Origin of the sequence: Kribbella yunnanensis (assembly GCF_039529655.1) — a bacterium.
GTDB classification, from domain to species: domain Bacteria; phylum Actinomycetota; class Actinomycetes; order Propionibacteriales; family Kribbellaceae; genus Kribbella; species Kribbella yunnanensis.
Map to the genome: position 1 here is coordinate 197,092 of NZ_BAAANF010000025.1, position 14,476 is coordinate 211,567.

The window sequence follows — 14,476 nt, forward strand, 5'->3', positions numbered from 1 at the left end:
GAGGTTTCCGAGATGACCACGGTTCTGATTTCCGGCGCGAGCGTGGCCGGACCGGCGCTGGCGTACTGGCTGCACCGCTACGGCTACACGCCGACCGTCGTCGAGCGGGCGCCCGCACCGCGGCCGGGTGGGTACGCGGTCGACTTCCGCGGCGCGTCGATGACGGTGCTCGAGCGGATGGGCATCCTGGCCAAGGTCCAGGAGAAGGCGACGCACCTGGGCGAGGTCGAGTACGTGAATGCGGCCGGCAAGCGGGTCGCGTCGACCTCGTCCACCGCGCTCAGCGGCGAGCTCGAGATTCTCCGCGGCGATCTCGTCGACATCCTGTACGCCGAGACTTCGGACAACACCGAGTACGTGTTCGGCGACTCGATCCTGTCGCTGACCGAGGACGAGACCGGAGTCGACGTCGTCTTCGAGAGCGGCCGGAAACGCCGGTTCGATCTCGTCATCGGCGCGGACGGGCTGCATTCCGCCGTACGACGGCTCGCGTTCGGCCCGGAATCGTCGTACCTGCACGATCTTGGGTACTACGTCTCGGTGAGCACGGTGGCGAACCACATGGACCTGGACTACGCCGGGCGGCTCTACAACGAGCCAGGCAAGACGATCGGGGCTTACAGCTCGCGTCAGAACACCGAGGCGAAGGCGCTGTTCTACTTCAGTTCCGGGAAACTCGACTACGACCGGCGGGACATTCCGGCGCAGAAGGAGCTCGTCGCCGCGCAGTTCGCGGGGATCGGCTGGGAGGCGCCGCGGCTGATCGAGGGTATGCGGAACGCGCCGGACTTCTACTTCGACTCGGTCAGCCAGATCAAGATGGATCGCTACTCGCGTGGGCGGATCGCATTGGTCGGTGACGCCGGGTACTGCGCCTCACCACTGTCGGGGATGGGGACCAGCCTGGCCATCGTCGGCGCATACGTGCTGGCTGGCGAACTGCACTTGGCCGGCGGTGACCACGTGCGGGCGTTCGAGGCATACGACGTACGGATGCGGGACTTCGTGGCGGCCTGTCAGAAGCAGGGAGTCGAGGGGGCGCGGTGGTTCATTCCGGCGACGAAGTCGTTCCTGAAGCTGCGCAATCTGATGTTCCGGATGCTGCCGTACATGCCGTGGCGGAACATGATCGACGAGATGTCGTTGAAGGTGGGCAACGCGATCGAGCTCAGGACCTACGAAGACTTGCAGCCGCTGCGCGCAGTACCGCCGCGGTGAGTGCCGCGAGCACTTCGGACTCCAGCTTCCAGTGCTGCCAGTACAGCGGTACGTCGAGATACTTGCCGGGGGCAATGTTTACCAGCTGGCCGGATTCGATCGCGGGGTCGGCGACCTGATCCTCGATCATCCCCCAGCCGAGCCCGATCAGCACAGCCTGATGGAAGGCTCCGGCCGCCGGTACGGCGTGCGACGGCGGGTCGAGTCGGCGCCGGGTGATCTTGCGAATCAGCCGGTGCTGCAGGACGTCCTTCTCGTTGAACACGATCAGCGGGGCGTCGCCGAGCGCGTCGGCCAACGGTTTGCCGGTCAGCCAGCGGTCGACGTACTCGGGGGTGGCGACGGGGAGGTAGCGCATCTTGCCCAGCGGTACGACGCGACAGCCCTGGACAGGGCGCGGATCGCCGGTGACTGCGGCCAATACAGTCCCGTTGCGAAGGAATTCCGCGGAGTACTCCTCGTCCTCGCGATGGACCACGAACCGCGCGGGGAACTGCTCGGACAGATCGAGCATCGCGTCCAGGAACCAGTGGTTGAGCGAGTCCGCATTGACCGCGATCGGCAGCCGGAGCGCGTCGACAGTGCCTTGTACGGCGGCAATTGCCTCGTACTCGAGTAGCGCGACCTGCCGCGCGAGCCGCAGTACCGCCTCACCGGCCGCGGTCGGGCGGGCCGGCTTCCCGCGCATCACCACCACCTGACCGAGGCGGCTCTCCAACGCCTTGATCCGTTGGCTGATCGCGGATGGCGTGACCTGGAGCCGTTGCGCCGCGGCGTCGAAACTGCCTTCGTCGACGACCGCCGCGAACGTCTCCAGCTGCGCGGAATCGATCTGCATGATGAAGCAATCCTAATGGCACGTGAAAATCTTTAGCTGGTTTACGCCCGCGAATCTTCCTACCGTCGAAGCATGTCCCTCCTCGCCGGCTTCGCCACCACCCTCGCCATGATCGTCGCCATCGGCGCGCAGAACGCGTTCGTGCTGCGCCAGGGCCTGCGCCGGGAACACGTGCTGCCGGTAGTCCTCGTCTGCGCGCTGTCGGACGCCGTACTGATCTCCAGCGGTATCGCTGGCCTCGGCGTCCTGATCTCGGCCAGCCCGCTGGCGCTCTCGATCGCCAAGTACGGCGGCGCCACCTTCCTGCTCGCCTATGCCGCGTTCGCCGCCCGCCGCGCCTTCCGCCCCACGACGATGGCAGCCACCGACCATGCGCCGGCCGCGGTCCGTACCGTCGTACTGACCTGTCTTGCCTTCACCTGGCTCAACCCGCACGTCTACCTCGACACCGTCGTCCTCCTCGGCAGCCTCGCCAACCAGCACGGGCCTGACGCTCGATGGCTCTATGGGTTGGGGTCCGTCACCGCCAGTTTCACCTGGTTCTTCGCCCTCGGGTTCCTCTCCCGCCGCCTGGCCCCGGTGTTCGCCCGGCCGCGTGCGTGGCAGTTCCTCGACAGCACCATCGCGCTCCTGATGACGACCCTCGCCACGGTGATGCTCGTGAGCTGATCGCGGACTACGGTCGACTGGTGACTACTCCGAAGGTCCTTGTCATCGGTCTCGACCCGCACCGCATCCCCGGCCCGTGGGACCCGGCCCCGGTGGCCAACGCGATGGACGCCGCGATCGACCGCTTCCGTGACGAGGGCATCGAAGCCCACATGTCCCTGGTCGGCCTCGATGGCAGCGACGACGTTCCCGCCCTCGTCACCGCCCTCCAGTCCCAGGCGTGGGACTGCGTCCTCGTCGGCGCCGGCATCCGCAAGAACGAGGAGCTGCTCGACCTCTTCGAACGAATCCTCAATCTCGTCCACCAGCACGCGCCCACTGCGCAGATCGCCCTCAACCAGGGTCTTCACGACATCGCCGAGGCCGTCATTCGCCGCCTTCCCTCGTGATGGACGTGACTGTGCTGTGCGATGCGGTGGCGGTGTTTCCGGAGGCGTTGTCGGAGGCCATGCCTGATTGGAGTGCTGAGCATGCGGAGTGGACGTCGCGGGTGGCGCCGGGAAATGTGAGTGCGGGTGGGTGGTGGCTGCATTTCCACAGTTACCTGGTGACTGGTGATGCCGGGGTGGTGCTGGTCGATGCGGGGATCGGACCGGCTGGCGGTGCGGCGGCTGAGTGGTTGGGGGTCGCGGGACGCTTGCCGGGTTTGCTGGAGTTGGCGGGGGTTGGGGCCGACGACGTGGATGCGGTCGTGTTGACGCACGTGCACACGGATCACGTCGGGTGGAGCGCGGAGGGGACACGACCACGCTTCGCGAACGCGGAGTACGTCGTACAGGCCTCTGAGTTGGCGCATGTTCGGGGCGGGGAGACGTACGAGCGGATGATCCGGCCGATCGAGGACGCCGGGCAGTTGCGGGTGGTGGACGGGGATGTCGGGTTCCGCGGGATGCGGTTGCTGCCGACGCCGGGGCATACGCCCGGGCATCAGTCGGTGCTGACGTCCCGGGCGTTGCTCGGTGGGGATGTGCTCGTGCATCCTGCGCAGGCGCGGTGGCCGGAGCTGACCTACGTGTACGAGCTGGATCCGGCGCTGGCTATCACGTCCCGGCGTGAGGTGCTCGCGCTGGCGGCCGCGAACGGCATTCCGATCGCGGCCGCGCATCCACATTCGGCCCTGGACGCCGAGGGACATTCTTTGCCCACTCCGACAACGGGCTCGGAGGTCTGCCCGCCGTACCGGCTTTAGGTTTTCAGCGGTAGCCGGTGGTGTCGGCGGGCTTGCCGGGGTCTTGGACTTCGACGATGTAGCGCCAGGCGTCGGGCTTCGAGCCGTCCAGGTCGGTGAAGTTGTAGATCTGGGCCAGCTCGCCACTTGAGGTGGACTTGCCGTTCCAGCGACGTACGTCGGGATCCGCGGCCAGCGCGGCGACGGCACGGCCGACGTACGAGGGGGTCTCGGAGATGGCGAAGTGCGGGATGCGTTCGGTCGCGTCCCGCCAGGTTTCCTCGGTGACGCCGAAGCCTTCGAGCATGGCTTCGGAGCGCAACCACCCCGGGCTGAGCAGTACGGCGGTTGCTTCGTGCTTGTCGAGTTCGTGGGCGAGCGCGAAGGCCATCCGGCTGACCGCGCCCTTCGCGAGGTCGTAGAAGAACGAGACGCGGTAGTGGTCTTTGTTGTACTCGTTCGTGCCGTCGGTCATCTCGATCACCAGACCACCGGGTGACTTGATCAGCAGCGGCAGCGCGAAGTGGCTGGTGATCACGTGCGTGTCGATGCCGAGCCGGAGCAGGCGCAGTCCACCGTCGAGGTCGCTCTCCCACACGGTCTTGTCCCACTCAGGTTCGCCGAACTGACCCCAGATGTCGTTGACCAGGATGTGCAGCGCGCCCTGCTCACGCTCGATCCGGTCGATCAGGTCCTTCACCTGCGCGGGATCGAGGTGGTCCACCGGTACGGCGATGCCGCGGCCACCGGCCTGGTCGATCAACTCGGCGGTTTCCTCGATCGTCTCGGGGCGGTTCATCTCCGAACGGCTGGCGCGAGTGGTCCGGCCGGTCACGTACACGGTCGCGCCGGCCGCGCCCAACTGAACCGCGATCCCCCGCCCGGCCGCCCGGCTGCCACCGGTCACCAATGCGACTTTCCCCGCCAACGGCTTCATCGTCTTCATCCCTCTTCTAAATGACTTGGCCATACGCTGTATGGTTATGTACCATACGACGTATGGTTAATGCTGGCAAGCGCTCCGGTGGACGGCCCCGGGCAGGCGAGGAGCGGCTCAGCCGGGAGGCGATCCTGACCGCGGCACTGCGGATCGTCGACGACGAGGGCATTGATGCGCTGACCATGCGACGGCTGGCCGCGACGCTCGGCGTGAACCCGATGTCGCTCTACCACCACCTGCCGAACAAGGCCGCCGTACTGGCTGGGCTGGCGGAGTTGGTGTTCGCCGACCTGGAGTTCCCGGATCCGGGGGACGCTGTTGGGTGGCAGGAGCAGTTGAAGGACGCGGCGCGTGCGTATCGGAACGCGCTGCGGGCGCACCCGAATCTGGCGTTGCAGATCTTGTCTGACACCTCGACGGTGTCGGCGGTCGTGGTGGTGACGGTCGAGCCGTTCTACCGCGCACTCGACCGTGGCGGGTTGCCGGCGCGGTCGATCGTGGAGGCGGTGAACACGCTCATCGACTTCATCCACGGTTTCTTGCTGGGTGAGGTCGCTGTGCGGGCCGAGACGTTCGATCTTGGGCCTGACTTGCTTAGTCGGGTGGCGGAACTACCTGCAGGTAAGGCGCCGACGCTGGTCCGGGTTGTGTCGGAACTGGGGGCTGATGGGCTCGCTTATGACTTCGACAGCGGGTTCGAATCGGCGTTGTCGATCTTCACGGCTGGCATTGCCGCTGGTACGACGAATGCGGTCAGCAGCACGGGGATCGTGAGTGCGGCGACGAGCGTGGACATGGTGAACCAAACTGATCCGAGCGCGAACCCGGCGTAAACGGCGATCGCGAAGATCCCGCTGAACAGTCCGGCCACTGAGGTGACGGTTGCGCGGGCCGGTCCGGTGATCGCGTCCTGCAGCCGCGCGTCGGCGACCACGATCACCAGCTGCATCACGCCGTACCCGAGGGCTATTGGCAGGAAGCCCCAGGCTGATCGGCTGAGTGCGCCGGTCGCGATCAGGATCGCGGTGATGCCGAGCGCTCCGGCGAACGTTGCTGCTGGCAACTTGTACGCCGGGCCTGCGAGTGCGCCGCCGATCGCTTGAGCCGCGACTGTGCCTGCGATCAGCAGTGGGACGATAGGGGTCGGGGTGCCGATTTCTCTTGCCAGCAACGGGAAGTACTCGTCGAACGAGAGGAGGCCGGCAACCAACGCGGTCAGCACGACGGCCCGCCGTACGGTCCGGGTGGTGAGCACTTCGGTCAGGCCGGATCGCAGCATGGCTATGTAGCTGGTGCCTTCGGACTGCCTGGTTGCGCGCGGAGCCTCAGGCAGGATCCAGGCGACGATCGCTTGGGTGAGGTTGCTCAGGATGCTGACCGCCGCGGCCAGCGCGTAGCCGCCGAGCGCGAAGAGCGGGGACGCGAGTGCGGTGGCGGCGAGGTTGAGAATGAAGGACGCGGAGCGGGCTCGGCCCAGCAGGGTCGCGTACCGCGCGGTCAGCGAGCGGGCCGCCAATTCGTCGTACACGAAGGCTTCGTAGGTCCCGGAGATGAGGGCGGACGAGATCCCCCACAGCACGAACCCGAGGGCGAATCCGGCGTACGTAGGCAGCACGATCCAGGCTGCGTAACCAGCGGCACCGATCAACGCGCCGAGGATCAGGAGCTTGCGGCGCGAATACGAGTCCGCCCACGCACCAGACGGCACCTCAACGACGAAACCGGTCGCCGACCAGATGACGAACAGCGTCGAGATCTGCGCCGTCGACAACCCGTGATCCGTGAACAGCAACTGGTACAGCGGATACAACGGAATGAAGTCCTGCAACGCCTGGTAGGCCACGATCCGGGTGGACAACCCGGGCGGCAGCCGGTCGGCGCGACGAGACCTAGGTCAAAGATGCGGACTCGGAAACCTCATCTCTCGAAGGTACCGCCGAACCTCCGCACCCGCACCCCGGATTCGCGGACCGCCCCCACTCACCAACCCCACTCCAGCCCTCTCGCCCCGCCTCCCCTGAGCGTGCCCCTCCACTCCTCACCCGAGTTGGTGAGTGTCTGGGATCCGCTCGGGTCTAAATCGGAGGGCGGTTTGGTGGGGGCGGGCCTAGGGTCGGCACATGGGGAACTACGTCAAGCGACGGTTGCCGGCGGAGCCTGGGTCTCTTGCGGCGGAGTTGCGGATGGCTGAGTCGGAGGTGCGGTTCTACCGGGAGATCGCGCCGGAGATTGGGGTTCGGGTACCGCGGTGCTACCGGGCTGAGGTCGACGACGAAGGTTCGTTGCTGGAGCTTGAGGATCTCTCCGACTGGCGCGAGGGAGCTGAGCCGGTGGCGGCGGCTGGGCTGCTGCGGTCGATGCATGAGCGATGGGTCGACCGCGCCGACGTGCGGTGGCCGTGGTTGCGGCCGATTGGGGCGGGGGACGAACTGGTTGCTCGCCTGTACGACGACACCTGGCCCAAGCTGGCCGCCAGGTCGTTGTCGGCGCCGGTGCGGGAATTCGGGGAGCGGTTGGTTGGGAAGGTGCGGCAGGTTGAGGCGCGGGTGCTCAACGCCGGACCGCTGACGTTGGTGCACGGGGACGCGTCGGCGTCGAACCTGCGGACTGCGCCGGACGGTGAGATCGCCTTGCTGGACTGGGAAGACGTGTCAGCCGCACCGGGAGTGGTCGATCTGACGTGGCACCTGGTCTCGTCGGTGGAGCCGGCGCGGTGGGCGGAGGCCTTGGATGCTTACGGGCCGGTCGAGGGGCTGTCGCGGTACTGCCGTCTGCCATCGTGCAGGGATTCTTGAGCATGGCCGATTGGCCGGAGGAATCGGCTGAGGCGGTCGCGTTCGAGGCGCGGCTTGCGGCGGGGGTGGGGATGCTGTGATCGACCTGGTGGTGAAGTTCCCGGTTGATGATCACGTGTTGTCGGAGCTGCATGCGGCGGCGTTCGAGGGCGAACCGGAGGTGCAGCCGTGGGCGGAGCGGTTGGAGCGGTGGGCACTCACCTGGGTCGGTGCCTTTAGCAACCATCGGCTCGTGGGATTCGTACAGGTGTGTTGGGACGGCGGCGCGCACGCGTTCGTGCTCGACACGGCCGTGCACCCGGAGTTCGGCCGGCGTGGGATCGGGCAGCAGTTGGTGGCGGCTGCGGCATCCGAGGCTCGGCAAGCCGGGTGCGAGTGGCTGCACGTCGACTTCGAGCCGCACCTGGCCGCGTTCTACCTGGATGCCTGCGGGTTCCGTCCTACTCAGGCGGGTCTGCTGAAACTGCGGTGAGCCGCTCGGTCGAGATACACGACGTCAGGCAACGTTCCTTGGCATCACCGAGCAGGTCGGCGGTCCAGCTGGTGAATCCACCATCACCCAACTCCGCGCCCCGCATTCCGACACCGAGCGCCGTACCGGTGTAGTAGGTCGCGCTCTTCGTACGGTCGGCATCCTCGCGGAGTGGCGCCCGCACCGCCGGACGAACCGTGTCGGCGATGCGTTCGGTGACCGCGGACGGGGTGAACGTGGTGAACGTCAGGTCGGCAGATTCACCGAGAACGTCCGCCCAGAAGTTCAGATGATCGATCAGCAGCTCGGCCCTCAGTCCGACCCGAACCAGTGTCGCGAGCACTCGACACCAACACGAACAGCTGGAAGTGCGCGAACATCCCCGGCCCGTCGACCGGCTGAGCCCGAACCACCCGCTGGCACGCGGCCAGATCAACACGCGCCTGCCCAGCACGACGCCGTACGGCGGCCTCGATCGCCAGCTCGTTGGTGGGATCGCTGGCGACCTCGGTACCGCGGATCGTGCTCAGCACCTGGTGCTGGTTGATCGTCGCCACCGCCGACGAGGTCCCCAACGGCGTCACCGGCGACAACTCCACCCCAGCGAACCGCTCGGGCAACGCCTCCCACAACCGCTGCTGCGTCCGCACCAGCGCGCGCGGATCAGCAGTCGACGGCCGCACGAACCGATCGTCCCGCCACCGCTGCATCAACCGCGCCGGCGTCACCTTCGCCGCCCGTTCCCGACTCACATCCAGCAACACCGACTGCAACTCAGAAGCACTCAACCCGTCGACCAGAGCCTCCCGACTCCCCGCCGGCAACCTCCCCCAGAACCGCTCACTCACATCCACCCTCACCACTCTGCCGGACCGCAGTCCCCCAACGCTCCCGATTTACCCGAACCTAGACGCCATCACAACTGCACGAATCGAGAGGCGCTGAGCGGGGAAGGCGATGAGCGCGACCAATTGCAATGGCCTTCAGGTCCGCACCAACCCCACAACCACGCTGAGCCCGGGCGGATGTCAGGGGGCGGCTTCGGTGTTGATGAGGATTACTGTGCTGTCGGGCGAGAGGTCTAGGCGGGGGCGGGCGGCTCTTAGGCCGGCGAGGGTGGCGGCGCCGCTGGGGCCGGAGGAGATGCCGGCGGCGGCTAGGTCGGTTGAGGCTTGGAGGGCTGCGGCGTCGTCGACGGTGACTGCGTGGTCGAGGCCGGCTTGGAGGACGGGCCAGGCGAGGGTGGAGGGGGTACCGCAGTTGAGGCCGGCCATGACTGTCTTCGTGGTGGGGATGCTTAGCAGCTCGCCGGCTAGGAGGCTGGTGGTGACGCAGGAGGCGGCTGTTGGTTCGACGCCGAGCATCATCGGGGCGGGCGCCTCACTGCGGTAGTGGGTGACTGCGGCTTGCGCGACAGAACCGACGCCCATTGGTACGACGACCAGGTCGGGCTCGACGGAGATCTCGCGGAACAGCGTCGAGTACCCGTCCACGATCAGCTGCGGTACGACGTCGTACCCGGGCCAGGCCGAGTCCTGGATCAACAACCGCTCGTCCCCTGCGTACGCCGCCGCCTCGGCGACCGCGTCGTCGTACGAGCCCGGTACGACGCTCACCGTCGCACCCTCATTCCGGATCGCGTCGATCGCGGCCGAGCTGACCATGTCCGGGACGAACACGTGAGCCGGCAACCCGAGCATCGCGGCCCGGCGGGCGACCGCGCGGCCGTGGTTGCCGTCGGTCGCGGTGACGAGCTCGGCCGGGCCGGGGCGTTCACGCAGCGCGCGGTGGATCGCCCACCAGGCGCCGAGTGCCTTGAACGCGGGCAGACCGAGCCGCTGCGACTCGTCCTTGACCAGGACCTGTCCGACCCCGAGCTCACGAGCCAACGACGGAACCGCGGTCAGCGGTGTCGGCCGGTACGCCGGGAGGCTTTGGTGGAACGCGAGCACCTCGACCGGGGCAGGCGTCGTCCGCCACTCCCGGGCGGGAGGGTTCTCGTACCAGTCCACCAACTAAGCGACCAGTGCGAAAGCGCCGTACTGAGCTGTTGGCGAAGAGCCGACCGCGCGGGGCTCGGACTGGCGGACCTGGATGGAGGTGGTCTGCAGGCGGATCGGCAGCGTGGCGCGGACCGCGGTCGCGAGGTCGAACTGCACCTCGTTCAGCAGGTCGGTGAGCTCGAGCTCGAGAGCCCGGCAGATCGCCGCCAGGATCTCGGACGACGGCTCCTTGCGGCCACGCTCGATCTCGGACAGGTAGGGCACCGACACCTGCGCCCGTTCGGCCAGCTCGCGCAGGGTGATCCCGCGCTCGCGCCGCAACCGGCGGAAGACGTTCCCGATCACCTCGCGTAGCAACACGTGTGGCCCTCCTCGGCTCCGATGTCCTGTACCGAGTGTGCCATCCCGGTGGTCTCTGCGGTGGGCAGATCTGCCACGGGCAGATTCCTGGGCCTGATCAGGCGGTCCGCCCGCACTCTGGATTCCATGAGCGAGCTACTGAACAACCTGGACAAGAACGTCTACGAACGCCTGATGTGGCAGCGCATCCTCGTCCTCGGCGACGAGCTCAAGGACGCGAACGCCAACGCGCTGTGCGCTCAGCTACTGCTGCTGAACGCCGAGGACCCACGGGCGGACATCTCGCTCTACATCAACTCACCGGGCGGCTCGGTCTCGGCCGGTCTGGCGATCTACGACACGATGAACTTCATCAGCAACGACGTGGCGACGTACGGGATGGGTCTGGTCGCTTCGATGGGGCAGGTGCTCCTGACCTGCGGTACGCCGGGCAAGCGGTTCGCCCTGCCGCATGCGCGGATCATGATGCACCAGCCGACCGGCGGCATGGGCGGTACGGCGAGTGACATCAAGGTGCAGGCCGAGCAGGCGATCAAGGCCCGTGAGGACCTGGCCCAGCTGATCGCCGAACGGACCGGTCAGCCGCTGGAGCGCATCACCACGGACTTCGACCGCGATCGGTGGTTCACTCCGGAGGATGCCCGGGAGTACGGGATTGTCGACCGCGTGCTTACGCGACCGGTCGCCGTACCTGCTTGAGGGCTTGTTCGAGGTCGGTAGTGATGTCCTCGGGGTCCTCCAGGCCGAGGGAGAGTCGGAGGAGGGCGCCGGAGGGCTTGGCGGTCGCCTCGACCAGGCGGTGCGTGAGGGCGGCGGGGTGCTGGATCAGGGTGTCGACGCCGCCCAGTGAGACCGCGTGGGTGATCAGCTGCAGCGCTCCAGCGACCTGTGCCGCGGCTGAGTAGCCACCGGCGACGGTGAACGCCAGTACGGCGCCCGGTCCGGACATCTGACGGCCGACGAGCTCCAGCGGGTCGGAGAGACCGGGGTAGTAGACCTGCTCCACGGCCGGCTGCGCGGACAGCCAGTCGGCCACCTTGGCAGCGGTGGCCTGCTGCGCCCGCACTCGCACCGGCAGCGTCTGCAGTCCCCTGTGCAGTTCGTACGCCGCCAACGGGTGCAGCAGGCCACCTGTTACTGCGCGGATCTGCCGGAGCCGGCCGACCCAGTCCCGGCCGGCCGCTACGACGCCGCCCATGACGTCGCCATGACCACCCAGGTACTTCGTTGCGGAGTGCAACACCAGGCTCGCCCCGTGCCGAGCCGGCTGCTGCAACACCGGAGTCGCGAAGGTGCTGTCCACCAGCACCGGTACGTCGCCCGCCTGCCGCACCGCCGCGGCGATGTCGACGAGCTCGACCGTGGGATTGGCCGGCGTCTCGAGGATGACCAGTCCCGTGTCGGCACGGACGGCTGCGGCGATGTCGGTCGGCCGGACGAAACTGACTGTTGTCCCCAGGAGGCCTGTGGACAACAGGTGGTCGCTGCCGCCGTAGATGGGCCGGACCGCGATCACATGCGGGCGGCCGGCGGCGACTGTGGCGAGCAGGCAGGCGGTGAACGCGGCCATGCCGGAGCTGAACGCGACCGAGCCGTCGGTCCGCTCGAGCTCCGCGAGCGCGTCCTCGAACCGGGCCACGGTCGGGTTCCACAGGCGCTGGTAGACGAGGCTCCCGCCGTCCGGGCCGTTGCCCTGCGCGAGTGCGTCGTACGACGCGCCGCCGGTCCCGACGTCGGGGAGCGGGTACGTCGTGGACAGGTCGATCGGCGGGACGTGTACCCCGAGGGCGGTCAGGTCGTCGCGGCCGGCGTGCACCGAGCGGGTGTCGAGCTGCATGACGCCTCCCAAAGTTATCCACAGGCACTGATGGGGTTGAGGATGGAATCTTCTGCGGATTGAGCGCAATAGTTCCGAAGAAAATTCGTCCACAGGGATGTCCACACGCTGTGGATTCTGTGTGCGCGCTCTACAGTGGTGGTATGCCGAAGGATCGCCGGAGCCCCGGACCGGCCCCACGGGCGGTACCGGGTGCGCTGTCGGGCGGCCTGGACGAGGTCGACCGCGAGCTGGTCCGGCTGCTCACCGTCGACGGACGGATGCCGAACAACGCCCTCGCCGAGGCAACCGGCATCGCGCCGTCGACATGCCTCACCCGCGTCCGCGCCCTCCGCGAACGCGGTGTCATCCGCGGCTTCCACGCCGACGTGGATCTCGGCGCGCTGGGTCAACCCCTGCAGGCGCTGATCGCGATCCGGATCAGCACACATTCGCGCGACGAGATCGACCGATTCCGCGCCAAGGTCCCCGCACTACCCGGCGTACTGTCCCTCTTCCACGTCAGCGGCGCCAACGACTACCTGCTGCACGTGTCGGCCGCCTCCCCCGACGCCCTCCGCGAGTTCGTCCTGGACCACCTCACCGCGGACCCCGCAGTAGCCCACGCCGAAACCAGCCTCATCTTCGAACACGTCCGAGCCACCTCCCCCGTTTGACGGGTCAGCCCACGCCGTGGCGGGTTGGCCAACCGCGTACACGTTGGCCAACCCACACACCGTGGGTCAGCCCACCAGATGGGGACGGGACGATGCGCCGGCCGCGGACGGGCCCCAGCTCCGCGCGATTTGGTGGGTCAGCCCACGAGGTTGTGGGTTCCCCCATCGCATGCGGGTGCAGAACCCACAAGCTGATGGGTTGACCCATCAGCTACGCGAGGCGGGGCGGGCGGCAACCGGGGTGTGATTGCGGAGGGGACATGCGAGCGGCTGTCCTTCGCCGGATCAGCGGGGTTTCAGGCCCCAGGCTTCGGCGAGGAGTTGGAGGGAGCGTTGGCGTTCGGCGGGGTTGTGGATGTGGGTGGTGATGATCAGTTCGTCGGCGCCGGCTTTGTTGGCTCGACGGCGGAGTTCGGTGGCTACCTGGTCGGGGGTGCCGACGGTGGCCAGGCCGGCCCATTCTTCGACGGCTGCTCGTTCGCCTTCGCTCCAGGGGTAGGCCGCGGCCTCTTCGGGTGAGGGGAGCGGGCCGGGGCGGCCGGAGCGGAGGCGGAGGATCGAGAGGGCGTTCGCCTCGGCTAGCTGGTGGGCGCGTTCCTCGGTTTCGGCGACGATCGCAGCGAGGGCGAGGATCGCGTAGGGCTCGGTCTCGTGCTCGAACAGCTCGAAGTTCGTCTTGTACGACGAGATCACGCCGGCCGGATCGAGGGTGCCGAAGTGACCGGCGTAGGCGAATCCGGTTCCGAGGGCGGCTGCCGCCTGACCGCCGTACGTGCTGGAGCCGAGGATGTAGACCGGCGGAAGCGGTACGTCGGACGGTTGCGCGGTGATCGGTTCGAACGGGTGGCCGGCCGGGAAACCTTCGGCGTACGCGCGGAGTTCGGCGTATTGCTCGGTGAAGTCGTCCGCGCCGAGAGTCTCGCGGCTCCGGCGGAGGGCGAGGGCTGTGCGTTGGTCGGTGCCGGGCGCGCGACCTAGACCGAGGTCGATGCGGTCGGGGTACAGCCCTGCGAGGACTCGGAAGGTCTCGGCGACCTTGAGGGGTGAGTGGTTCGGGAGCATGATCCCGCCGGCTCCGACCCGGATCGTCGAGGTGGCGCCGGCTACGGCCGCGATCATCACCTCGGGACTGGAGCTCGCGACGCTCGGGATGTTGTGGTGCTCAGCCAGCCAGTACCGGTGGTAGCCGGCGGCCTCGGCCACTCGCGCCAACTCCAGCGTCTCGTGCAGCGCCTGAGAAGGCTTGCTCCCCGAAGGCACGGGCGACAGGTCGAGCACGGACAAAGGCATAGCTTCGCTACTCACACCACTCGCCAACCACCTCCGTCCACCCCGTATTCCGCCGCCCCTCCCCCCTCCCCCTCCCCCCCGCCCAAAGGTGGGTCGCCTTCTCTTTGTGCACGAGATCCAACTTTGTGCACCCACCAACCATTTTCGCGGCCTCCGCGTGGTTGGTGGGTTCCCAAAGATGAACTTGGTGCACAAAGAGCAGCGGGCGTGTTGGGGAGCGGAGGGCTGCT

General features: G+C 67.6%; 17 protein-coding genes and 1 pseudogene. 9 read left to right on the plus strand and 9 right to left on the minus strand.

The genetic code is table 11. The annotated features are described in order from the left end of the window. Positions 1-12: 12 nt before the first annotated feature. Positions 13-1,218, plus strand: coding sequence for an FAD-dependent monooxygenase (locus ABD231_RS37020; RefSeq protein ID WP_344163274.1), 1,206 nt, complete (start codon positions 13-15; stop codon positions 1,216-1,218). On the opposite strand, the gene ABD231_RS37025 is transcribed toward ABD231_RS37020, so the two are convergent. Then, entirely contained in the window at positions 1,169-2,056 is an 888-nt protein-coding gene (locus ABD231_RS37025; RefSeq protein WP_344163277.1) for a LysR family transcriptional regulator ArgP, read from the minus strand. The two genes, ABD231_RS37020 and ABD231_RS37025, sit on opposite strands and share 50 nt — an antisense overlap. A 72-nt stretch (positions 2,057-2,128) precedes the next feature. Here ABD231_RS37025 and ABD231_RS37030 point away from each other — a divergent pair, with 72 nt between their 5' ends. The 3 genes from ABD231_RS37030 to ABD231_RS37040 are packed head-to-tail and all read left to right on the plus strand — an operon-like array spanning position 2,129 to position 3,914. After that, complete coding sequence (locus ABD231_RS37030; protein ID WP_344163280.1) at positions 2,129-2,725, plus strand: LysE/ArgO family amino acid transporter; 597 nt, start codon at positions 2,129-2,131, stop codon at positions 2,723-2,725. Between the two features lie 20 nt (positions 2,726-2,745). Next, positions 2,746-3,114 carry a hypothetical protein gene (locus ABD231_RS37035; protein WP_344163283.1) on the plus strand — a complete coding sequence of 123 codons (369 nt, stop codon included), beginning with the start codon at positions 2,746-2,748 and terminating at the stop codon, positions 3,112-3,114. Next, on the plus strand, positions 3,114-3,914 hold the full coding sequence (locus ABD231_RS37040) for an MBL fold metallo-hydrolase (RefSeq protein WP_344163329.1): 801 nt from the start codon (positions 3,114-3,116) through the stop codon (positions 3,912-3,914). The genes ABD231_RS37035 and ABD231_RS37040 overlap by 1 nt, the downstream gene beginning before the upstream one ends. A gap of 4 nt (positions 3,915-3,918) precedes the next feature. On the opposite strand, the gene ABD231_RS37045 is transcribed toward ABD231_RS37040, so the two are convergent. Beyond that, positions 3,919-4,830: an SDR family oxidoreductase gene (locus tag ABD231_RS37045; protein ID WP_344163286.1), complete on the minus strand. Its 912-nt coding sequence runs from the start codon at positions 4,828-4,830 to the stop codon at positions 3,919-3,921. Between the two features lie 62 nt (positions 4,831-4,892). Between ABD231_RS37045 and ABD231_RS37050 the strand changes: the two genes are divergently transcribed. Next, entirely contained in the window at positions 4,893-5,666 is a 774-nt protein-coding gene (locus ABD231_RS37050) for a TetR/AcrR family transcriptional regulator (protein ID WP_344163289.1), read from the plus strand. 17 nt (positions 5,667-5,683) lie between these two features. Here the strand turns inward: ABD231_RS37050 and ABD231_RS37055 are convergent. After that, positions 5,684-6,676, minus strand: a pseudogene (locus ABD231_RS37055) (MFS transporter); the annotation flags it as partial. A 277-nt stretch (positions 6,677-6,953) separates the two neighbouring features. Between ABD231_RS37055 and ABD231_RS37060 the strand changes: the two are divergent. Both ABD231_RS37060 and ABD231_RS37065 read left to right on the plus strand, forming a co-directional pair. Next, positions 6,954-7,628 (plus strand): phosphotransferase family protein, encoded by a 675-nt coding sequence (locus tag ABD231_RS37060; RefSeq protein ID WP_344163292.1) that lies wholly within the window; start codon positions 6,954-6,956, stop codon positions 7,626-7,628. Positions 7,629-7,704: 76 nt separating this feature from the next. Next, positions 7,705-8,100 (plus strand): GNAT family N-acetyltransferase, encoded by a 396-nt coding sequence (locus ABD231_RS37065; protein WP_344163295.1) that lies wholly within the window; start codon positions 7,705-7,707, stop codon positions 8,098-8,100. Here the strand turns inward: ABD231_RS37065 and ABD231_RS37070 are convergent. The 4 genes from ABD231_RS37070 to ABD231_RS37085 all read right to left on the minus strand — a co-directional run bounded on the left by ABD231_RS37070 (position 8,069) and on the right by ABD231_RS37085 (position 10,463). After that, complete coding sequence (locus ABD231_RS37070; protein ID WP_344163298.1) at positions 8,069-8,443, minus strand: hypothetical protein; 375 nt, start codon at positions 8,441-8,443, stop codon at positions 8,069-8,071. The two genes, ABD231_RS37065 and ABD231_RS37070, sit on opposite strands and share 32 nt — an antisense overlap. Beyond that, positions 8,361-8,954: a hypothetical protein gene (locus ABD231_RS37075; protein WP_344163301.1), complete on the minus strand. Its 594-nt coding sequence runs from the start codon at positions 8,952-8,954 to the stop codon at positions 8,361-8,363. The genes ABD231_RS37070 and ABD231_RS37075 overlap by 83 nt, the downstream gene beginning before the upstream one ends. Positions 8,955-9,128: 174 nt before the next feature. Then, on the minus strand, positions 9,129-10,112 hold the full coding sequence (locus tag ABD231_RS37080; RefSeq protein WP_344163304.1) for a pyridoxal-phosphate dependent enzyme: 984 nt from the start codon (positions 10,110-10,112) through the stop codon (positions 9,129-9,131). A gap of 3 nt (positions 10,113-10,115) precedes the next feature. After that, positions 10,116-10,463, minus strand: coding sequence for a helix-turn-helix domain-containing protein (locus ABD231_RS37085; RefSeq protein WP_344163307.1), 348 nt, complete (start codon positions 10,461-10,463; stop codon positions 10,116-10,118). A gap of 126 nt (positions 10,464-10,589) precedes the next feature. Between ABD231_RS37085 and ABD231_RS37090 the strand changes: the two genes are divergently transcribed. Beyond that, complete coding sequence (locus ABD231_RS37090) at positions 10,590-11,162, plus strand: ClpP family protease (RefSeq protein ID WP_344163310.1); 573 nt, start codon at positions 10,590-10,592, stop codon at positions 11,160-11,162. On the opposite strand, the gene ABD231_RS37095 is transcribed toward ABD231_RS37090, so the two are convergent. Continuing rightward, on the minus strand, positions 11,134-12,300 hold the full coding sequence (locus ABD231_RS37095; RefSeq protein WP_344163313.1) for a trans-sulfuration enzyme family protein: 1,167 nt from the start codon (positions 12,298-12,300) through the stop codon (positions 11,134-11,136). The genes ABD231_RS37090 and ABD231_RS37095 overlap by 29 nt on opposite strands. 143 nt (positions 12,301-12,443) lie before the next feature. Here ABD231_RS37095 and ABD231_RS37100 point away from each other — a divergent pair, with 143 nt between their 5' ends. Beyond that, positions 12,444-12,956 (plus strand): Lrp/AsnC family transcriptional regulator, encoded by a 513-nt coding sequence (locus ABD231_RS37100; RefSeq protein WP_344163316.1) that lies wholly within the window; start codon positions 12,444-12,446, stop codon positions 12,954-12,956. A gap of 285 nt (positions 12,957-13,241) precedes the next feature. On the opposite strand, the gene ABD231_RS37105 is transcribed toward ABD231_RS37100, so the two are convergent. Continuing rightward, positions 13,242-14,246, minus strand: coding sequence for an LLM class flavin-dependent oxidoreductase (locus tag ABD231_RS37105; protein ID WP_344163319.1), 1,005 nt, complete (start codon positions 14,244-14,246; stop codon positions 13,242-13,244). Between the last annotated feature and the right edge of the window lie 230 nt (positions 14,247-14,476).